At 63.4% G+C, this 20,086-nt stretch carries 22 protein-coding genes and 1 pseudogene; 21 read left to right on the top strand and 2 right to left on the bottom strand.

Features of this window, described 5'->3' with window-relative positions:
• The first annotated feature begins 97 nt into the window (after positions 1–97).
• The 5 genes and pseudogenes from ABID37_RS18550 to ABID37_RS18530 form a co-directional block, all read left to right on the top strand.
• Positions 98–1,669, top strand: coding sequence for a proton-conducting transporter transmembrane domain-containing protein (locus ABID37_RS18550; RefSeq protein ID WP_090597681.1), 1,572 nt, complete (start codon positions 98–100; stop codon positions 1,667–1,669).
• A gap of 23 nt (positions 1,670–1,692) precedes the next feature.
• Positions 1,693–4,116 carry a YbcC family protein gene (locus ABID37_RS18545; RefSeq protein WP_090597703.1) on the top strand — a complete coding sequence of 808 codons (2,424 nt, stop codon included), beginning with the start codon at positions 1,693–1,695 and terminating at the stop codon, positions 4,114–4,116.
• Positions 4,113–5,018 carry a DUF6671 family protein gene (locus tag ABID37_RS18540; protein ID WP_090597680.1) on the top strand — a complete coding sequence of 302 codons (906 nt, stop codon included), beginning with the start codon at positions 4,113–4,115 and terminating at the stop codon, positions 5,016–5,018. The genes ABID37_RS18545 and ABID37_RS18540 overlap by 4 nt, the downstream gene beginning before the upstream one ends.
• A gap of 21 nt (positions 5,019–5,039) precedes the next feature.
• On the top strand, positions 5,040–5,258 hold the full coding sequence (locus tag ABID37_RS18535; protein WP_090597679.1) for a hypothetical protein: 219 nt from the start codon (positions 5,040–5,042) through the stop codon (positions 5,256–5,258).
• Positions 5,259–5,519: 261 nt separating this feature from the next.
• Positions 5,520–5,942 (top strand): annotated as a pseudogene (locus ABID37_RS18530) (IS110 family RNA-guided transposase); the annotation flags it as partial.
• On the opposite strand, the gene ABID37_RS18525 reads toward ABID37_RS18530, so the two are convergent.
• Positions 5,921–6,580, bottom strand: a complete 660-nt coding sequence (locus ABID37_RS18525; protein WP_090597678.1) for a LysR family transcriptional regulator — start codon at positions 6,578–6,580, stop codon at positions 5,921–5,923. The pseudogene ABID37_RS18530 and the gene ABID37_RS18525 overlap by 22 nt on opposite strands.
• Before the next feature lie 101 nt (positions 6,581–6,681).
• Between ABID37_RS18525 and ABID37_RS18520 the strand changes: the two genes are divergently transcribed.
• The 7 genes from ABID37_RS18520 (at position 6,682) to ABID37_RS18490 (ending at position 12,464) form a co-directional block, all read left to right on the top strand.
• Positions 6,682–7,095, top strand: a complete 414-nt coding sequence (locus tag ABID37_RS18520; RefSeq protein WP_090597677.1) for a cupin domain-containing protein — start codon at positions 6,682–6,684, stop codon at positions 7,093–7,095.
• A 67-nt stretch (positions 7,096–7,162) separates the two neighbouring features.
• Positions 7,163–7,423 carry a hypothetical protein gene (locus ABID37_RS18515; RefSeq protein WP_143009415.1) on the top strand — a complete coding sequence of 87 codons (261 nt, stop codon included), beginning with the start codon at positions 7,163–7,165 and terminating at the stop codon, positions 7,421–7,423.
• Positions 7,424–7,438: 15 nt separating this feature from the next.
• Positions 7,439–7,786: a LysE family transporter gene (locus ABID37_RS18510; RefSeq protein ID WP_090597675.1), complete on the top strand. Its 348-nt coding sequence runs from the start codon at positions 7,439–7,441 to the stop codon at positions 7,784–7,786.
• Between the two features lie 534 nt (positions 7,787–8,320).
• Complete coding sequence (locus ABID37_RS18505) at positions 8,321–9,316, top strand: alpha/beta hydrolase (RefSeq protein ID WP_143009414.1); 996 nt, start codon at positions 8,321–8,323, stop codon at positions 9,314–9,316.
• Positions 9,317–9,800: 484 nt separating this feature from the next.
• Positions 9,801–11,369 carry an IS21 family transposase gene (gene istA, locus ABID37_RS18500; protein ID WP_073067652.1) on the top strand — a complete coding sequence of 523 codons (1,569 nt, stop codon included), beginning with the start codon at positions 9,801–9,803 and terminating at the stop codon, positions 11,367–11,369.
• Positions 11,302–12,036 (top strand): IS21-like element helper ATPase IstB, encoded by a 735-nt coding sequence (gene istB / locus ABID37_RS18495; RefSeq protein WP_354197438.1) that lies wholly within the window; start codon positions 11,302–11,304, stop codon positions 12,034–12,036. The genes istA and istB overlap by 68 nt, the downstream gene beginning before the upstream one ends.
• A gap of 146 nt (positions 12,037–12,182) precedes the next feature.
• Positions 12,183–12,464 carry a winged helix-turn-helix transcriptional regulator gene (locus tag ABID37_RS18490; RefSeq protein WP_354197436.1) on the top strand — a complete coding sequence of 94 codons (282 nt, stop codon included), beginning with the start codon at positions 12,183–12,185 and terminating at the stop codon, positions 12,462–12,464.
• 50 nt (positions 12,465–12,514) lie between these two features.
• On the opposite strand, the gene nhaR is transcribed toward ABID37_RS18490, so the two are convergent.
• Positions 12,515–13,432, bottom strand: a complete 918-nt coding sequence (gene nhaR, locus ABID37_RS18485) for a transcriptional activator NhaR (protein ID WP_354197434.1) — start codon at positions 13,430–13,432, stop codon at positions 12,515–12,517.
• Between the two features lie 113 nt (positions 13,433–13,545).
• Between nhaR and ABID37_RS18480 the strand changes: the two genes are divergently transcribed.
• From ABID37_RS18480 to ABID37_RS18440, 9 genes are all read left to right on the top strand, one after another.
• Positions 13,546–13,875, top strand: coding sequence for an HPF/RaiA family ribosome-associated protein (locus ABID37_RS18480; RefSeq protein ID WP_354197432.1), 330 nt, complete (start codon positions 13,546–13,548; stop codon positions 13,873–13,875).
• 7 nt (positions 13,876–13,882) lie between these two features.
• Entirely contained in the window at positions 13,883–14,473 is a 591-nt protein-coding gene (locus tag ABID37_RS18475) for a hypothetical protein (RefSeq protein WP_354197430.1), read from the top strand.
• Between the two features lie 58 nt (positions 14,474–14,531).
• Entirely contained in the window at positions 14,532–14,717 is a 186-nt protein-coding gene (locus ABID37_RS18470; RefSeq protein ID WP_354197428.1) for a DUF465 domain-containing protein, read from the top strand.
• 3 nt (positions 14,718–14,720) lie between these two features.
• Positions 14,721–15,029, top strand: coding sequence for a TFIIB-type zinc ribbon-containing protein (locus tag ABID37_RS18465; protein ID WP_354197426.1), 309 nt, complete (start codon positions 14,721–14,723; stop codon positions 15,027–15,029).
• A 148-nt stretch (positions 15,030–15,177) separates the two neighbouring features.
• Complete coding sequence (gene htpX, locus ABID37_RS18460; RefSeq protein WP_354197424.1) at positions 15,178–16,086, top strand: protease HtpX; 909 nt, start codon at positions 15,178–15,180, stop codon at positions 16,084–16,086.
• A gap of 75 nt (positions 16,087–16,161) precedes the next feature.
• Complete coding sequence (locus ABID37_RS18455) at positions 16,162–17,010, top strand: universal stress protein (RefSeq protein WP_150978949.1); 849 nt, start codon at positions 16,162–16,164, stop codon at positions 17,008–17,010.
• A gap of 51 nt (positions 17,011–17,061) precedes the next feature.
• Complete coding sequence (locus ABID37_RS18450; RefSeq protein ID WP_150978948.1) at positions 17,062–17,466, top strand: hypothetical protein; 405 nt, start codon at positions 17,062–17,064, stop codon at positions 17,464–17,466.
• A gap of 21 nt (positions 17,467–17,487) precedes the next feature.
• Positions 17,488–18,324, top strand: a complete 837-nt coding sequence (locus tag ABID37_RS18445; protein ID WP_354197421.1) for a hypothetical protein — start codon at positions 17,488–17,490, stop codon at positions 18,322–18,324.
• 465 nt (positions 18,325–18,789) lie between these two features.
• Positions 18,790–19,956: a universal stress protein gene (locus ABID37_RS18440; protein ID WP_354197419.1), complete on the top strand. Its 1,167-nt coding sequence runs from the start codon at positions 18,790–18,792 to the stop codon at positions 19,954–19,956.
• Positions 19,957–20,086 lie beyond the last annotated feature (130 nt).

Genomic DNA, 20,086 nt, shown 5'->3' with positions numbered 1-20,086 from the left:
CGATAATAGCGAACGGAATTGAGCAAACAATGCATTTTCTTTCGGAACGCGGCTCGGCTAGCAGCAGGGTGTCGCCACCGCACCCAAGGAAACCACCTTGTCGCTCAATCTGCTGCCGCTCGCCGCACCGCTGTTCCTGCTTCTCGCCGCACTGTTCGCGTCTTCGCGTCCGGGTCGAAGGGCCCCGCACGTAGCGGCCGTCGCCGAGCGAGCCGCCATGTCGGCCCTCGCTATCGCGGCCGGTTCGCTGGTTCTCCTACTGCTGCAGGGTCCGGGCGACAGCGCCCTCATAGGCTCGGCTGGTATAGGTCTCTCCGCGCGGCTCGACGTGATCAGCGTGACGATGCTGCTTCTGGTCTCCTTCGTCGGCTGGATCGTGCTGCGCTATTCGCGTACCTTGCTCGATGGCGAAGCACGGCAGGGCGCGTTCACAGGCTGGCTGTGCGCGGCGCTAGCCGCGGTCCTTCTCCTCGTTCAGGCCGGCAATCTCGTGCAACTGCTCGGCGCGTGGATCGCGACGAGCTTTGCGCTCCATCGCTTGCTGCTCTTCTATCCCGAGCGCATCGGGGCGCAGCGCGCGGCGCGCAAGAAGCGGCTCTTCGCGGTCCTTGGCGCCCTGTCGCTGGCAGGCTCGGTGCTGTTGATGAGCGTGGCCTTCGGCACGACCGATATCGCCGCGATCAATACCATGGCGCGGACCGGCGACGTTTCCTGGCACGCGCCGGCAGCGGCGGGGTTACTGGCGCTCGCGGCGTTGTTGAAATCGGCCCAATTCCCGACCCATGGCTGGCTGACCGAGGTGATGGAGGCGCCGACGCCGGTCTCGGCGCTGCTCCATGCAGGCGTCATCAATGCCGGCGGCTTTCTCCTCATCCGCTTCGCTGACGTGATGCTGCTCGCGCCCGGCGTGCTGGCGGTGCTGGCGATGGTCGGCGGCTTCACCGCCCTCTTCGGCGCACTCGTCATGCTGACCCAGCCAGCAGTCAAGACCTCGCTCGCCTGGTCGACCGTGGCGCAGATGGGCTTCATGATCCTGCAATGCGGGCTGGCGCTGTTCCCGTTGGCACTGCTCCACATCGTCGCCCATTCGCTCTACAAGGCCCATGCTTTCCTGGCCTCGGGCGGTGCCGTCGAGCAGGTCGCCTCGATCCGCCGGCCGGGACCGGTGGCCATACCAGATGGCGGCGCGGTCGCCCGCGCCTTCTTCATCGCGTTGGCGATCTATGGCGCGATCGGTGCAGCCTTCGGTCTTGGCTTCGGGTTTGAGCACAAATCACCCCAATCGCTCGCACTCGGCGCCATCCTCATCTTCGGCGTCGCCTATCTGCTGGCCCAGGGGCTAGCGGATGCCGCACCGCGCGCCCTGACGACAAGGACAGCAATTTACGCGACCGCAGCTGCCCTCGGCTACTTCGCGCTCCAGACGGTGGCCGAATGGCTGACGGCGGGCGTGCTGCCGGCGACGCCCGCGCCGGGGAGGCTCGAATGGACCCTGATGGCGCTCGCCGTCCTGACCTTCGGCCTGGTCGCAGTCGCGCAGGCGCTGTTCCCGCTCTGGGCGGGCCATCCGGCGGCTGCCGGCCTGCGGGTTCATCTCTCCAACGGGCTTTATGTCAACGCCATGCTCGATCGCATGCTGGGCGGCTGGTCCGTCCGCAAGCCCTCGTGACGCTCAAGGATCAGGAAAACCTCATGCTGATGACTGTACACAAGACCCCACTTCCCGGCTCCGAAGCAGTCATGGCTGCGGCGCACGGCGCAGCGCGCGCCATCCCGCCGCTCTGGCCGCTGGCGTCCAGCGTCGCTGTCAATCCGTTCCTTGGCCAGACGGGCGAACCGCTGGCTGTCGCCGCTGCGCGGTTGCGGCGGGTCGCCGGCATCCGGCTCAACATGCCGCGCGACTGGTATCGGGAGCGCCACCAAAGCGGCGAACTCACCGACGAAGATCTGGCCGAAGCGCTTGGAGCGGCGCCAGCATCAATGCGCCCAAAAACGGTTCCCGCGCTAAAGCAGGCATTGAATGTCGAGACGTCGGCGGCGCGGGCTTTGCCGACCGTCGCCGAGTTGGCGCGCGAGGCCAGCGGCATCGACTGGCAGGCCGTGGTCGATGAGCGCATCAGCCATTGGGCGGCAGGCTATTTCGATCAGGGCCAAGCGCTCTGGGCCGCAGCGCAAGGCCGCAGCGCCTATGCCTCCTGGCGCACCGTCGCCATGCATGACCTGACCCCGGAGATCGTCGGCCTTGCCCGCTTCGCCGGCACCGTCGCGGACGCTCCCGAAAGCGCCGAGGCCGCCCTGATCGACGCCGTCGAGACGCTCGGCCTGTCCGAGTCGGCGCTGGAAAGCTGCTTCCACCGCCTGCTGGCAAGCCTGGGCGGCTGGGCGCAGCTCGCACGCTATCGCCTCTGGAAGGCCGCACTGGCAGGCGGGACCGACAAGACGGTGATCGATCTCCTTGCCATTCGTCTCGTTTGGGAAGCTGCACTTCTGCGGCAATACGAGCACGAGATCGGCACGCAATGGCGCGAGACCGTGACCGCCCATGCCGAACCGGTCGCCGCAAGCGCGGAGGATCATGTCGATGCGATCCTCCAGGAGGCCGCTGAGCGCGCCGCCCAGAGGCAGCTGCGGGCCCTCTTCGCCGAACCGCGGCCCGCCGTGCCGGCTTCGTCGCGTCCCGCGATGCAGATGGCCTTCTGCATCGACGTCCGCTCGGAGGTCTTTCGCAGGGCGCTGGAAACGCTCGATCCCGGGATCAGCACGCTCGGCTTCGCCGGTTTCTTCGGCATGGGGATCGCGCACCGCCGCTTCGGCTCGGACGTGGTGGAAGCCCGCCTGCCCGTTCTGCTCCGGCCCGGTCTCTTCACCTGCTCGGGAGAGCAGACGCCTGAGACCGAGCGCGCGGATCGCACGGCACGGATCGCGGCCCGTGCCAAGCGTGCCTGGGGTCGCTTCAAGCTCGCCGCCGTCTCCTCCTTCGCCTTCGTCGAGGCGACGGGGCCAGTCTATGTCGGCAAGCTTCTTCGCGACGCGCTGGGGCTCACCCGCAATGCCGCACCGAACGACCCGGCGCCACGGCCGGCCGACACGATCGGCCTCGACCAGCGGATCGAGATGGCCGAAACCGTCCTCAGGGCCATGTCGCTCACCGATCGTTTCGCGAGGTTGGTGCTGATCGCCGGCCACGGCGCCAGTGTCGTCAACAACCCGCATGCCAGTGCACTCCATTGCGGGGCCTGCGGCGGCTATTCGGGCGAGGTCAATGCCCGGCTGCTCGCCTCGCTGCTCAACGCGCCCGACGTGCGCACCAGCCTTCTCGCACGCGGCATCGTGGTTCCCGAAGACACCTTGTTCCTGGCGGCCCTCCACGACACGACGACCGACGACGTTACCATCTATGACGCCGATCATTCCTCGGTGGAGCACGCCGCGGACCTGACGGCGGCCAGGGGTTGGCTCCAGACCGCAGGCGGGCTCGCGCGGGCCGAACGGGCAAGGCGCCTGCCCCGCGCCGAGACACAGGCCGATATTGCCCGCCGCGCCCGCGACTGGGCCGAGTTGCGACCCGAATGGGCGCTCGCCGGCTGCCAGGCTTTCGTCGCCGCGCCTCGGTGGCGCACGACGGGTTGCGACCTGGGGGGCCGGGCGTTCCTGCATGATTATGACTGGCGGCGCGACGAAGGCTTCGGCGTGCTGGAACTAATCCTGACCGCACCGGTCGTCGTCGCGAGCTGGATCAGCCTGCAATATTACGGCTCAACCGTCGCGCCGGAAGTCTTCGGCGCCGGCAACAAGCTCCTGCACAACGTCACAGGGGGAATCGGCGTCGTCGAAGGCAATGGCGGCCTCCTGCGCGCCGGCCTGCCCTGGCAGTCCGTCCATGACGGTAATGAGCTGGCGCATGAACCGCTGCGGCTCTCCGTCGTCATCGAGGCCCCGCAGAAGGCGATCACCGGCATCCTCGAGCGCCACGCGGACGTCCGGGCACTGCTCGACAATCGCTGGCTCCATCTCTTCGCCCTCGGCGAGGACGGCCGCATGGCCTGGCGTTACGCCGGCAACCTCTCCTGGGACGAAGCGGAGGTGGAAACCTTGCGACTTCAGGCGCACGCATGAAGACCTTCGTTCCGCAAGCTGTCCCCCTTGCAGACGCCGGCCACCGGTATTCACCCTATGCCTGCCGGCATGCCGTGCTCGCCACGATGCACGGAAAGGAGGAAGCAATCGCGCCCGTCCTGCGCGACCGGCTCGGACTGATCGTCTCGTCCGCGCCGGATATCGACACCGACGCACTCGGCACCTTCACCGGCGAGATCCCGCGCGCCGGCACCATCCGCGAGGCGGCAATCGCCAAGGCGCGGCTGGGCATGAAGGCAACCGGCTTGCCGATCGGCCTTGCCAGCGAAGGCAGCTACGGCCCGCACCCGCAGATCCCATTCGTTCCCGGTGGGGTCGAGCTCATGGTGCTCGTCGACGATATGCGCGGCATCGTCGTCAGCGAGCATCTGATCGAGGACGCGCCGGTCTTCGGCCACGGTTATGTAGTTGCTGGCGACGATGTGACGCCCATCCTGGATCGTCTCGGCTTTCCCGCGCACGCCTTGATCGTGAAGCCGGCCGAGAGCGAAGGTGGAGCAGGCAACATCCACAAGGGCCTGCGCGACAGAACCGCGCTCGAGCTGGCCGTCATGTCGGCTAAGGCGCAATCGGACGACGGCCGGGCGCTGATCCAGACCGATATGCGCGCCCACATGAACCCGACCCGGATGGCGACGCTCGGCCGCCTTGCCTCTGCTCTCGCCGAACGGCTTTCCGCGCTGTGCCCGGCCTGCCGCACGCCCGGCTACGGACAGGTCGATGTCGAGATCGGCTTGCCTTGCGAATGGTGCGGGACGCCGAGCCTCATGGTCCGCCACCGCGTCTTCGGCTGCGTCGCCTGCCCGCATCGTGAGAACCGGCCGCGCGGCGACGGGCTGACCAAGGCCGATCCGGGACACTGTCCCTTGTGCAACCCATGACCGGACGATGGAGAAAGGCCGATGACGAAAGCTGATGACGCGCCGCAGACCAATGACGAGCGGATCGCCTGGGTTCTGGCGCATCCTCGGATGAGCCCATGGCTGAAGGCGGCCCTCGAAGGCGCCAGGAAATGCCATCCGGTGGAAGTGCAAAACGATCTTGAGATTCTCAATCTGCTCCTGCGTGCGTATGTCGCCGAAGGCCTCGGCGCCAACGTGCGGAATTCGAACATGACGTGAAGTGTGTGGTGATAGGGTCAGTGGCGTCGCATCTGATGCTGGGGCCGGTCGGCTACGACCGTTTACGGCTTCCGTCCACCAGATTCTGATGGCCGCAATGGGCCTACGCTGACCAAGCAAACTTTGCCCAACAGGGCAGTGCGGGAAAGGCAGCTAACCGCCAAGCGCTTCCAACAGCGGACCGTCCGGACTTGATGCGGTGGACGGCTCTCCTCCCTCCCTGCGGTATGATCGCGGGATTGAAGATGGAGGAGCACCACGATGAGCAACATTGTGACGATCGGTTTGGATATTGCAAAGTCCGTTTTTCAGGTCCACGCGGTGGATTCGTCCGGCGAGGTTGTTGTTCGCCGAAAGCTGACGCGAGGGCGTGTCCTCGCCTTCTTCGAAAGTCTGCCACGATGCGTGATCGGGATCGAGGCCTGCAGTTCCTCGCACTATTGGGCTCGCGAGCTGATCGCACTCGGCCATGATGTGCGGCTGCTGCCGGCACAGTACGTAAAGCCCTATCTGAAGCGACAGAAGAATGATGCAGCCGACGCAGAAGCGATCTGCGAGGCCGTGACCCGACCGACCATGCGCTTCGTGCCGGTGAAGTCGCCTGAGCAGCAAAGCGTGATGATGCTGCACCGGGTCCGGTTGATGCTCAACCGCCAGCGCACTCAGATATCGAACGCGCTGCGGTCATTCGGGACCGCCTGCGGCAGCCATTTCGCCACGCGATGGTTCTGCATTATGCCGTCGAAGCCGATCAGGGCATGGTCCGCCAATTCGGTGATGCTGCCGGGTCGGCCGTGCTGCTGGACGTAACTCCTGCTGGCGTAGATCGCCCATATGGAGTCACAGATCTTACGACCCACCAGACTGTCGTCCGCAGGCTCGCCCGAGCGGAAGGCGACATCGGCCTCGCCCTTGGCGATGTCGAGATAGCGATCGCTGGTGATGAATTCGACCGCGAGGCCGGGATAGCGCTCGTGAAAGCGGTCGAGCAGCCCGATGGCGGCCATGCGCGAGACGGTCGGCTCCGGGCAGGTAAGGCGGATCACGCCCTTCAGGTCGTACTTCAGCGCCTGAACTTGGCGCTCCAGTGCCTCGACGGCGGTCTCGACGGCGAGCACGTAGTCGATCAGCGTCTCGCCCAGTTCAGACAAGCGATAGCCTGACGGATGCCGCTTCACCAAGATCAAACCGATGCCGTTTTCCAGTTCGCCCAGCCTGCGGTGAACGGTGGATTGGTTCACGCCAAGCGCTTTCGCCGCGGCAAGCGTGCTGCCAAAGCGCGAGACGGCGATGAGATGACGGAGGTCGCTCCAGTCGAACATGACGCCATTATGCACTTTTGCGCGCGGGCAGTGCAGTTTCTCTGCTGCCGCTCGCTAAGTTCTCTCAGTAGGTTCTCTCACGTCCTCACGGGAGAAAACCAATGCACCACCAAAGCGACGTTGAAACCATGATCGCAGGCCTGACCGTCGGACTGACGCGCAGCGCCCAGGAAAGCGGAATGGCGAAGCTGACTCCGATTCACCGCGAGGTCGCACGGGGCATGCCGATCCACCCCGAGCAGGAGATCCGGGTGCTTTCCTCGACCCTGCTTCCGGGCGATGTCACGCCCTATCATTCGCATCGCTATCCGGTGACCGTCTACATGCTGGATGGCACCTTCACGCTTGAACTCGACGGAAGCGAGCCCGTTGCGATCAAAGCGGGAGAAGTCTTCGTCGAACCTTCCGGCGTAAACATGACTGGGTTCAACAAGGGGGACGTGCCGGCGCGGATGGTGATTTTCTATGTGTGCGCTCCTGATGCACCGTTCGCCGACCCAGTGAGCGGTGCCTGATCCGACAACGAACAGTCACGCGAACAGGCCTTCGTTTTTCCGAAACGGCCAGCCGGGATTGACCACCATGTCCGCTTCCACCTTCCTATCTCTATCCATGCTTCAGTTCATCGCTGCCTATGTGGTGATGGTGATCATTCCGGGACCTGTCACCTTCGCGGCTGGCGGCCTAGCTGTCATTCAAGGATTCGGCAGGACTCTCCCCCTGCTGCTGGGCATCGGCATCGGGCGCGCGGCACTTACCGCACTGATGTTGTTCGGCGCGGTTCAACTTGCCGCCCCCCTGTCACTTCCGGCGGCGAAGATTTGCGGTGCGGTGGTGCTGTGAGGACTGGCTTGGCACATGGTCCGCGCTACACCGCCTGCCATGGGCGGTACCTCCAGGAGACTTGAGGGGGACTTGTTCGTGGAAGGCGTACTGATAGGCTTCCTGTCGCCGCAGACAGCAGCGTTCTACGCCGTGGCCCTCGTCAGCCTGATGCTCGAGGCGCCAGGGTTCATCAATGGGCTTTCGGTCGTGGCCATTGCAACTATCATTACCATCGGCTGGCATGCCGTCGTGGCGGCTCTCTTCTCGCATCCGATCGTGCGTGCTGCCGCACTCTGGCACTATCGCGCCATCTGCAGGACGGCAGGGATCGCGCTCTGCTTCATGGCCCTCTTGTCGGCCCTGCCGACTGTTAGCGCATAGTTGGACCTCGGCTGATCAATAGCCGAAAGATCTAGGTGCACGTTCACGTCGCGCAACACGGGCTCGTCAAGCTAACCTAGCCCAGCCTCTGTCTCCTTCTCGAAAGTGCCCGATCCAACCTCTACGGCCGACAAAGGTACCGAAGGCTGCCAACACTCACTCGCTTGAATGTCCGCTTTCGAATCTCCAACGCGATAGGTCCGAACGGCAGATCAGGGGTCGACCCTGCCAGTCTCCGGGCACGGCGCGCCGCGTGCGCCTGAGATGGCTCGAACGGGTGGGAAGCGGAATTGCGGGTTTCAATTGGCTATCCCCTTCGCCTCGCCGCTTGGTTGACGTCCCGTGGCAATGGTGCTCGTTGCGACCGCAGCACTGCAGTGGTAGGTCTTGTACGGCTCCTCCAAGAGAATGCCCGCCATCCTGTGGCGCAGACATCCTGCGCCGCAGACGCTGGGATACGTCCCACTTCTGTCGACATGGCTATGAACTTGCTGCGCTTCATTCGAATACGAATTCACTTGCGGAGTTGACACATTGCGCCATTTGTTTCGCGGATTCATCATTCTCATCGCCCTCGCGACGGCCGGCCTGATCGCCGCAATCGTGGCGATTGCGATGCCCTTTCCGCCAATGCCGCCGGAAACGGATGTCTTCGGCTTTTCCCGGGAGCGGGACAACGGTGCCGCGGATCTGCCATTGCAGCAGTTTCGCGCGCGTGACGGCGATGCGCTTGCCTACAGGTTCTACGATGCAGCGAACGAGCGGATCCTGGTTTTCGTTCACGGGTCCTCGTACCATGGCGCCGGATATGACGAGTTGGCGAAGTATGTGAGCGCGGCAGGAGCAGCCAAGGTCGTCCTGCCGAACATGCGGGGTCACTATTTCTCGGGACGCCGCCGGGGCGACGTCGAGTATGTCGGCCAGTATGAGGACGACATCGTCGATCTCACCCGGGAACTTCGGAAACAGGGCCATAACGGTCCCATCATCCTGGGCGGCCATTCGAGCGGCGGCGGATTTGTGTTGCGTTTTGCGGGTGGCAAGGCACCGCAGCAGGAAGCAATCGCGAGCTACGTCGCCATGGCTCCGGTCATTCCGCGCACGGCCGCGGTGCGTGGTGGCAATGCGGGCGGTTGGAACGTCATCCATCCGCCCCGCATCTTGGGACTCGTGGCGCTGAACATCATCGGCGTGCACGGCTTCGATGGACTGCCGATCATCGCCTTCAACAAACCTGCCGGCGCGTGGAACGGGACCGAGACGCTCGCCTATTCCTGGCGGCTCAATTCCTCCTATCATCCTCGCAACGACTATGCGGCCGACGTGAAGGCGATGCCCTCGAACAGTCTGGTGCTCGTCGGCGACAAGGATGAGGCCGTCGACAGTACCGCGCTACTCGATCTGTTGAAGGCCAGCGGCTACCGCGGACGCGCAGAAGTTCTGGCGGAGACGACACATTTCGGTATCTTCCACGATGCCGAGGCACTGAAGCGAATGACCGATTTCATCGCGACTGTGCCGGTGCCCTGATACGAGTGGTTCTCAACCGATCGGCTGCGCGCGCGGGAACTGGTTTCAAGATGCCCCGGCAATGGTTCCAAACGGGTTCGGTACCCAATGTGACTTCAGCTCACGACTTAGCGGCGATCCAGAGTTGCCGGCCGGCTTCGTGCCCCCACTATGCCGACAAGCAAATGCTGATACGGCAGGTTTCGGGTGCTCCGCAACCCAGACTCAACGTCTGACTAGGTGAAGGTTTTCGGGTGCCGGCAGGCGTACGAAAGCCCCTCATGCAGGAACCCGCGGTCGGCACGCTTTGGCTATGGGGTTTTGTGTTCTGGGGCTGCCAGGGGGTGAACAGCTTGAGAAGCGTGTATTGGCCCGATCGGGTCGATGACTGTGATTTTTCATGGAATGAGGACCCCAGTTGAGGGGTAATTTTCGTCCAAACGGGACCCCTTAACGTGGGGTCATCAAAGTGCGTCCGGTTTGATCGGAGGCATTTGTGTTTTGGATGTTGGTTGTGGAGACGATTGCAAAGATACGCCGGCTGTCGCTGGTGCAGGGGAAGTCGATCAAGGCGATCTGCCGGGAGTTGAAGATCTCGCGGAAGGTGGTTCGCAAGGTGCTGCGATCGGACGAGACCGAGTTCCGCTACGAGCGCAAGCATCAGCCGTATCCCCGGATGGGAGCCTGGCGTGAGAAGTTGGACGGGCTGCTGTCGGCGAATGCGGCAAAGCCGCAGCGTGAGCGGCTGACGCTGATCCGGATCTTCGAGGAGCTTCGCGGCCTTGGCTATGACGGCAGCTACAGCTCGGTGTGGCGCCACGCGCAGGATTGGGATGAGCAACGCGGCAGCGCCGCGGCTGAGGCCTATATCCCGCTGAGCTTCGCGCCTGGCGAAGCCTACCAGTTCGACTGGAGCCACGAGGTCGTCCTGCTCGACGGCGTGACGGTGACCGTGAAGGTGGCGCACATGCGGCTCTGTCACAGCCGCATGTTCTTCGTTCGGGCCTATCCGCGCGAGACGCAGGAGATGGTGTTCGACGCCCATGACCGGGCGTTCGCCTTCTTCCGCGGGGCGTGCACGCGCGGTATCTACGACAACATGAAGACGGCGGTTGACGCGATCTTCATCGGCAGGGATCGCCGCTACAACCGCCGCTTCGCGCAGATGTGCGGTCATTACCTTGTCGAACCGGAGGCCTGTACGCCGGCGTCGGGTTGGGAGAAGGGCCAGGTCGAGAATCAGGTCGGGCTGGTACGAGAACGCTTCTTCACGCCGCGTCTGCGCTTCAAGACGCTGGAGGACCTGAACGGCTGGCTGGCCGACAAATGCGTCTCCTGGGCCAAGGCGCACCGGCATCCCGAACAGGACGGCCGCACGATCTGGGAGGTGTTCGAGGAGGAGCGCGGCAGCTTCATTCCATATGCCGGACGCTTCGACGGCTTCCACTGTGTCCCGGCCTCGGTGTCGAAGACCTGCACGGTGCGCTTCGACAACAACAAATACTCGGTGCTGTCGAGCGCCGTCGGCCGGCCGGTCGAGATCCATGCCTATGCCGATCGCATCGTCATCCGCCAGGACGGCGTGGTCGTCGGCGAACATGCCCGCTGCTTCGGCCGCAACGAGGTGATCTACGACCCTTGGCATTACGTCCCGGTATTGGCCCGCAAACCCGGCGGGTTGCGCAACGGCGCACCGTTCAAGAACTGGGTTCTGCCGTCGGCCATGGAGAAGGTGCGTCGCAAGCTCAAGACAGTGGATGACGGCGACCGGCAGATGGTGTCGATCCTCACCTGTGTGCTGAGCGACGGATTGAACGCGGTCGAGGCGGCCTGTCAGGAGGCGCTCGATCACGGCGTCTCGTCGGCAGCGGTGATCCTCAACATCCTGGCCCGCCGCCGCGACCCGGCGCCGGGCACGATCCTTTCCATTCCCCAGGCGCTGAAGCTGGCTCACGAGCCGATCGCCGACTGCGCCCGCTATGACAGTCTCAGGAGGACGAACAGCCATGGAACGCACCGAGGTTCTGGAACTGATGGGCACGCTGAAGCTCTACGGGATGCGATCAGCCTATGACGAGATCATGGGCGTCGCCATCAAGCGCCAGCACGAACCACCGAAGATCGTCGGCGATCTGCTGCAGGCCGAGATATCCGAGAAGCAGGCCCGCTCCATCAAATACCAGCTCACCGTCGCCAAGCTGCCATTGGCCAAGGACATCGATGACTTCGACTTCACCGGCACGCCCGTCAACGAGAGCCTGATCCGTGATCTTGCCGGCGGAGCCTTTGTCGCCGATCAGCGTAACGTCGTCCTGGTCGGCGGCACCGGCACGGGCAAATCCCATCTGGCCATCGCCATTGCCCGGGCGCTCATCCGCAACGGTGCGCGCGGACGCTTCTACAACGTCGTCGATCTCGTCAATCGGCTCGAAACGGAAGCGCGCAATGGCAAACAGGGGCGGCTGGCTGACTTCATCACCAGACTCGACTTCGTCATTATGGACGAGCTCGGCTATCTCCCCTTCGCCCAGGCCGGCGGCCAGCTGCTCTTCCATCTCATCAGCAGGCTCTACGAGCGGACATCGATCATCGTCACCACCAACCTGGCGTTCGGCGAGTGGCCGGCCGTGTTCGGGGACGCAAAGATGACCGCCGCGCTGCTCGATCGTCTCACGCATCATTGCGAGATCATCGAGACAGGAAATGAATCATGGCGCTTCAAGAACCGCTCTCAAAGCTAAAGCCGAGAAAGATAACAAAACCGCGCCCGCCGACCCTGCGCTAAATGGAGGGCTCCAGGCCGGCGGGCGCTAACCGTTGCAACCAGAAGGAGGGGATCCTTTTGCAAGCCGATAAGGGGTCCCGTTACGACGCCGATTGACACCATGTGCTGCTGTGCCTGGTCGAGAACCCAGAGGCGAGAATGCGCGAGGTTGCCGTTCGGGTCGGGATCACGGAGCGCGCCGTGCAGCGCATCGTCGCCGAACTGGAGGAGGCAGGCTATCTCAGCCGCATGCGTGAAGGGCGCGCCAATCGCTACATCGTCCATGAGGACTTGTTCCTCAGGCATCCTGTCGAAAGTCATTGCACGATCGCCGAACTAATTGAGATGGTGATTGGAACGCGAAGGCGCGCCGAACCCTCCCGCAAAGGCGTTCGCCGCGCCTGACGGCATCTATCTTTGTCTTCGTGGTTGACGATAGCAGCGAGCGGACCCGCTTAAGACTTGGCTGGCGCTTTGTCGTCGACGAACAGGTCCGTCTTCGCTGCTTCGCTGATCGCCACGACGGCAGGATGAGTCAATTTGCGCTCAACCGAGATGGCATAATACCTCGCTGCGACGCTGTCGGCACGGCCAATGATCTCGGCTGCGTACTGTTCGCGGATTTCGTCGGCCAATATTGCCGGTGCAGGGAAAATGCCTGCGCCCGCCTTGCCGAAGGCCTTCATCAGCGCGGTGTCGTCGAATTCGCCGACAATGCGCGGTTCGATCTGATGTTCACTGAACCACCGCGTAAGCGCCCCCCGCATGGTTGCGCCATCGCTTGGGATGAGCATGGGGGCTGCGTCCAGGGATCGCGGAAAGCCCTCCTGGTAGCGTTCGGCAAGTGCGCGCACGGCATAGAAGGCGATCGGTGTGCGCCCGAGAGCGTGGCTGTAGCCTTTCACCCCCAATTCAGAGGGCAGTGGACGGTCGGCGATCACGAGATCCATCTTGTGGATGGCGAGTTCCGCGAACAGCCGATCCAGCTTGTCTTCCCGGCAGATCAACCGCACACGCCCCGCACTGGTCAGTGCCGGAGCCAGCAGGTGATAGGCCATCGACTTGGGAACGACATCGGCCACCCCCACCCGAAACAGCATGTCGCTGCGGCCGGGGCGGTTGCGCACCGTCTCCTCCAGCTCTCTTCCGATCTGGAAGATCTCGTCGGCGTAGGAAAGGGTCAACTGCCCCGCCGCAGTCAATTCCAGCCGCCGCCCGGCGCGGCGGAACAGCTCGGTTCCGAGCGCTTCCTCCAGCGTGCCGATCTGGGCGCTGATGGTCTGCGGCGCCAGGCGCAACTGCTCGGCGGCGCGCGCGATGCTGCCGGCCTTCGCGACCCGCCAGAAATAGTGCAGCTGCTTGTAATTCAACACGGCCGGCCAATCCAATCAGCAGTTTTTTTCGACTGAAACACACCGGATTATCTGCTTTTTTTGATGATCGATCAAGCCTAGATACTGCGCGGACTCGGCTGGTGGATGGAGGAATGATGAGAATCGCGATTCAAGTGCGTAACGCGGACCTCACAGAGGAGCTGCGTGAGCATGTGGAATATCGGCTGGCATTCGCACTGTCGCAATTTCCAGAGCACATTCGCGGCGTTGTCGTGGTCTTGTCCGATATCAACGGACCGAAGGACGGCATAGACAAGCGCTGCAGTCTGCGCGTTCGGCTGAACGGGCGGTCAGATATCGTCATCGAGGAGACAGAGGCGGACTTTCATGTCGCGGTGAAGCGCGCCGCGGATCGGGCCAAGCGAACTCTGGGGCGCCGCCTGCGGCGCGTGCGCGACACCTTCAGTGAACTGGCTTCGTGAGGCGGTGATGCGCAGCCCCCTCCATAAGCATCGGTTTTCGGCGCTGGCCGTTTCGGCTTTGAGCAAGGTACGGGCGCGCACCTGGCTGATCCTGGTTGCCGCCGTTGTCGGGATCCTCGGTCTGGTTACCTGGGCCGGGATCGCGTTGCTGTCCTGGTTATGGGGGCAGTTTCCGACGGCAACCGAGGCAGGCAGGCGCCTTGCCAACGATGCGGCGACGCAGATCGAACAGGTGGTGCCAGGCCTGAAAGAACAGATCGGACAGTGGGTGCCGGATCTCGCGGAAAGCCCGGCGACGAGCGACGTCAGCGGCATCGATGCGGGGCCCGTGCCACGCTTTCCCGGCCTGGTGCGCAGCTATTTCGCGCGCGGGGAGAAGACGGTCGAGGTCCGCTATGCCGGGCGCGCCGCGTTTGAGGCCGTGCGAGCACACTACGTTCAAGGCTTCGCGGCCGCAGGATACGCCCATGAGGTGGTGAATGGATCGCCCGAGGCCGAACATCACCGCTTCAAGCGCGACCAGGAGTCAATCGATCTCTTGCTGTTCCGCCAGGTGGAGGAGCGTGTGGAGATTCGTTTGACGGTTCCGGCTCAGTAGGAATTTGGCGAGGAGTACCGCGAGGACCGCATCTCAAACAACCAACCGGAGAAAGGCTATGAGTATGAGTGCTTTGATATACAAACTGACGGTCGTCCACGGCAAGCTCGACGATGCAATTCGACACGAGCACAAGCGGCGTTTTCCCGACGGCATCAGACTGCTGCGGCTGAAAAAGCTCAGGCTCGCGGTGAAGGATCGCCTGCAGTCGCTCGTCGGCTTCGGTCGGCAGGAGAGGGTTTGAACCATGCGAACCGAGGAAACTGTCGCGGCGATGCCCTGTCCGACCTGCAAGACCGGGTTGGTGCTGTCCGACCGACAAGGCGTCGAGATCGACTATTGCCCGACCTGCCGCGGAGTGTGGCTTGACCGGGGCGAGCTCGACAAGATCATCGCTCGCAGCACCGAAGATGCGTCGCCTGCAGCCCGCACGACCGGGTCGCGCGAAATCCGTGAGCAACGCCACTACGACGATGACGATGACGATGACGATGATCATCGCAGCTACGGCCACAAGAAGCGCAAGAGATCCTTCTTGTCAGACTTTTTCGACTGAGGGGAAGCGCCGTGCGCGCCACGCGGATGGCCGGACGACGACGGCAGACGTGGAGCATCAGCGCTTCAGGCGCAGCGGCAAGAGGTCAACCGACTCGCCGCTACGCCGAGTTGGGCGCGTGGGACTATGAAGATTCTGGTCGCAGACATTGCGTGAGGAGCGCCGGGTGAAACGCATTGCGCTTTTTCTGGCAACCAATTTGGCCGTGGTGCTGGTGCTGTCGATCACCCTGCGCTTGCTGGGGGTCGAACCCTACCTCAACGAACAGGGCCTCAATCTCAACGCTTTGCTCATCTTCGCGGCCGTCTTCGGCTTCGGCGGCGCCTTCATTTCCCTCGCCCTCTCGAAATGGACGGCCAAGCGCGCGGTCGGCGCCCAGGTCATCGCTCAACCAAGGACCCCAACGGAACAATGGCTGGTCCAAACCGTCGCCCGCCAGGCCCAGGTCGCCGGCATCAAGATGCCCGAGGTTGCGGTCTACGACTCGCCGGAGGTGAACGCCTTTGCCACCGGCATGAGCAAGAATGCCTCGCTCATTGCGGTGTCCACGGGACTTCTGGAGCAGATGAGCCGGGAAGAGGCCGAGGCGGTGCTCGGGCACGAGGTGTCGCACGCCGCCAATGGCGACATGGTGACGATGGCGCTCATCCAGGGCGTGGTGAACACCTTCGTCATGTTCCTGTCGCGGGTGATCGGCCATGTGGTTGACCGGGTGGTGTTCAGGACCGAGAGCGGTCACGGTCCTGCTTTCTTCGTCACGATGATTGTCGCCGAATTACTGCTTGGCGTCCTCGCATCGATCATCGTCTTGTGGTTCTCCCGCCAGCGGGAATTCCGCGCCGACCGGGGTGGCGCCGAGCTCGCCGGCCGGCGGCACATGATCGCCGCCCTGCGCCGTTTGGCGGCGCTGCAGCCGGCACCCTTGCCGGACAAGATGGCCGCATTCGGCATTTCGGGGAGGGCACGGAGCGGACTGTTGCGCCTGTTCAGAACGCATCCGCCTTTGGAAGAGCGGATCGCGGCGCTCGAAACCGCGGATAAGGAACTTGCAGGGTGAAGATGAAGCGGACGCAAGGTGAGCCGTGTGATGCGGTCAATGTGAAGCAGCAGATCAATTGAGGAGATAAGAAGAATGGCTTTCAAGGACGCCTTGCTCCAGTTGAGCAGCTATCCGGAGCCGACGTCGGCCGCGGCAATCGAGCAAGCTGTCGTCTTCGCCGGGGCGCTGGACGCGCGCATCTCAGCGCTCACTTTCAAAATAGAGATTCCGACCGCCCGTAACGTGCTTGCGAATACGCTGCTCGACATCCCGGGAATGGTTGCGGCCGAGCGGCAGAAAAGCGCGGCCAATGCCCAGGCTCTGATCAGCACGTTCAAAGGCATGGCGACGAAGCGCGGCGTTCCACACGAGCAGATCGTCGAGTCGTGCACGACCTCGCAGCTGGCGGCCATCGTGACCGAACATGCCAGGATGCACGATATCACGATGATCCCGATCGGCGAGCAGGCGACGCTTCAGCAATATGTCGCCGAGAGCGTGATATTCGGCTCTGGACGCCCCACGATTATCCTCCCCGAAGTACCAGAACGCAGTGGTTCCTTGTCTTTCGACGTCGTCGGAGTGGCTTGGGATTTCAGCCGGGCCGCGGCACGGGCGGTGGCCGATGCCCTCCCGATCCTGGAGCGTGCCAAGACGGTGCGGGTGGTGACGATCACACAGGAAAAGACGATTGATACGAACCACTCAAGCGCGGACCTGGCGAAGCATCTCGCCTTTCATGGCATCGAGGTTGTCCTGGAGGAGGAAGAGGCCGCCGGGCGGACGATCGGGCAAGCTCTCAAAGAATATACGACCGCGCATGCAATCGACCTGCTCGTGATGGGGGCCTACGGGCACTCCCGCCTGCGCGACTTCATCCTGGGTGGCGCGACGAAGACCATCATCGCCCACCCGCCATCGCCGGTGCTCCTGTCGCATTGAGGTGTCGCGTCGACTGCTGCGCGACGGCGGAGAGCCAGGACGACAACGCCAATGATCATCAACGGCTATGGGCTGGTGGTCTTTGCGGCCGGCACGGAGAGAGCCATGATCTTCAAACTCGCATCCATTCAGGGGTTTTGCGCGCCAGCGGTGCGTCAAAAGAACCCTGTATATTCTCGTTCGCATGCGACTGGCGGTCACCGTCAGCCCACAGCTGCCGGCACCGCCAAGGTGCTGGATCGGCAGCTTGCGCCCCGGCCGCATTCACACTGGCACGTCAATCCTGCCATGGGTCGCACTGAATGTCGCTGGTGCGTCGAGGACGACTTGCCGCGCGACACGGGTTGGCAGCAACTCGGCCTGATACACGCAGTTTACCAGATGAACCGCGCGGAAATCCTGAGAGCAACGGCCGAAACAACTCCTATGATATACGAAGGTATATCGACGCGATAGGCACCGGGCAGCAATGCGGCGTTGGATACGCTCGCCTCACTGATCTGGACCGACGCGCCGATCACGGTGCGGATCGGGCCCGAGAACGCCGATCTCGCCCTCCCGCCGATCGCCACGGTCGGCAAGGTGCTGGACGCGTCGGTCGATGGCGGCGTGCTGCGGATCGCGTTGGCTGACGATACCGCCGATCTGAAGCGACCGTTGCTGGTCGATCGGTTCGCGGGCACGGGCGGGATCGAAGGCCCGGCGGAATGGGACGGGATGTTGAAGCCGCGCGCCTGGGGACGGTGTTTCAACGTCGTCGGCCGACCGATCGACACCGCAAATAACATCTGGTGCTTCGCCGAGCCGGTCAACGCCCGGTACCTTCATTTCGACGTCACCCAACCCACCGGCCAGCCGATCAGCGCCGGGATCGTGATGGTTGGAAAGGCGTTTCGGCCCGCCCTCGGTCAGGAATGGGGCGCGGGGCGTCGCCCGATCGACACGGGCTCCGTGACGCCGTTGCTGTCGGGCGGCTTCTCGATCGTCGAGGGCGCGCGCAAACGGCACCTGAATTTCACGCTGGGCGACCTGAGCGAAGCGGAGGCCGACCAGCTCGAAGACCTCGCGCTCGATCGCGGCGACTCGGAGTGCAGCCGTCGACGCTCTACCGGCATATACCGGGCGGGCGCAGCTCGCTTACCTTCGGCTGGCGTGGCTTTCCTCACGCGCCCTGGCATTGCCGACCTTGGCAGTTTACCCAGCCGCCACACCGTCCAGCGCGCTGAGGCGCGCTTGGGCAAGTCTGGGACCAAACTGATGCCTAGCGACAGTAGTCGACAGCACACGCCGCTGAGGCCGTCCGGCCGAGCCTAGCTCGTGACAGCCAAGACGGCTGACACGAGGTGAGTCATGAGCACTTATTGCGCGCGCTACCCCAGCCGCTCCACGGTCTGCTTGAGATTGCGCAGCTAGCGTAAGGCTTTTCGGCCCTTGAGCGTTCAGAAGGATGCCGTGAGAGCACTTGCGTCGAACACAGGGACACAGTCAATTGTCCCGCCGCGGGACAGCGCCAGTCGGCACGCGCCCCGCGCGGCGGAATGGCGCTGTTCCGAAGGCTTCCTTGAGTGTTCCGTTCTGATGGTCTGCGGGCGAGACGCAGCTGCTCGGCAGCGCGCTCGATGCTGGTTCGTGACCGTCCAGCGTAGTGTGGCTGCTTGTACTCCGATCCGCAGTTTTTCTCGATCAAAGCACTATTATTAATCTGCTTTTTTTGACGATCAATCAAGCCCACATTCCGCACATGCTCAAGAATCTGGGTGGATGGAGGATTGATGATCGTTGTTCAGACGCCTGACAGGGACCGACCGATGGTGCTTGCACGCCGACTGCATCACGGCGATCGGCAATACGATCGTCGTGAAACCGGCGGATCGGCTTCCCGACCGCGGCATCGTTGGCCAGACCGCGTCGGAGCCTTCAGCCATTGAAATCGAGCGCAGCGGCTTCGTTCCCCGACGTCACCAAGCAGCTCTGCGCTCGGCAAAGGTACAGGCAAACGGACGGGGAGGAACAGGCGCCGTGCGGACTGACGAACAACGACGGCACAAGAGGGCGATGCCGTCCCGAACCATCCGGACCAAGCTGGGATTTGAGAGAATGGCTTTCAACGACGCCCTGCTTCACGTGAGCAGCTATCCCGATCCGACCCCGGTTGCGGCCGTCGAGCAAGCGGTCGACTTCTCCGCGGCGTTAGGCGCGCGCATCTCGGCGCTGACTTTCAAGGTCGAGATCCCGCTAGCCAGCAACATAGTTGCGGACATGTTGCTCGACATCCCGGGCATGATTGCGGCGGCGCGGCGGAGGAGCGTGGCGCATGCCCAGAATCTGATCGGTGCGTTCGAAAGCATGGCGACGAAGCGTGGCCTCACACACCAGCAGATCATCGTGTCATGCACCACGGTGCAGCTCCCGGACATCGTGACTGAACGCGCCAGGATGCACGATGTCACGATGGTCCCGATCGGCAAGCACGCGGACCTACAGCAACAAATCGCCAAGTGCGTGATACTCGGCTCTGGGCGACCGACGATTGTCTTCCCGGAAACGCCCAAAAAGCAGCAGTTCTTTTCCCTCGATGTCGTTGGAGTGGCTTGGGACTTCAGCCGGCCCGCGGCACGAGCCGTGGCGGATGCCCTCCCGCTCCTTCAGCGCGCCAAGACCGTGCGGGTGGTGACGATCACACAGAAGAAGGCGCCCGATACGAGAAGCTCGGGAGGGGAACTCGCGGAGCATCTCGCCTGTCATGGGATCGAGGCTGTCTTGGAGGAGGAAGACGCCGCCGGCCGGACGATCGGCCAGGCTCTCGAAGAGTATGCAACCGCGCACGACCTCGACCTGCTCGTAATGGGTGCCTACGGGCACTCCCGCTTGCGCGACTTCATCCTGGGTGGCGCGACGAAGACCATCGTCGCGAACCCGCCGCTGCCAGTGTTCCTCTCACATTGAGATGGAGCACATACGGCAGTGCATCGGCGAGCGACAACCCGAACAAGAGCCATTGGCGCTATCGCAATTGGCCCGCTCGCTAACGTCTCAAACGCTCCCGAAGGCCCCGGGTCCCGCTGGCGTTCGAGCA

The sequence above is a fragment of the Aquamicrobium terrae genome (genome assembly GCF_040545735.1).
Taxonomy (GTDB): Bacteria; Pseudomonadota; Alphaproteobacteria; order Rhizobiales; family Rhizobiaceae; genus Mesorhizobium; species Mesorhizobium terrae_A.
Note: the sequence above shows the minus strand (reverse complement) of the source record. Positions and strands in the feature narration are given on the sequence as shown.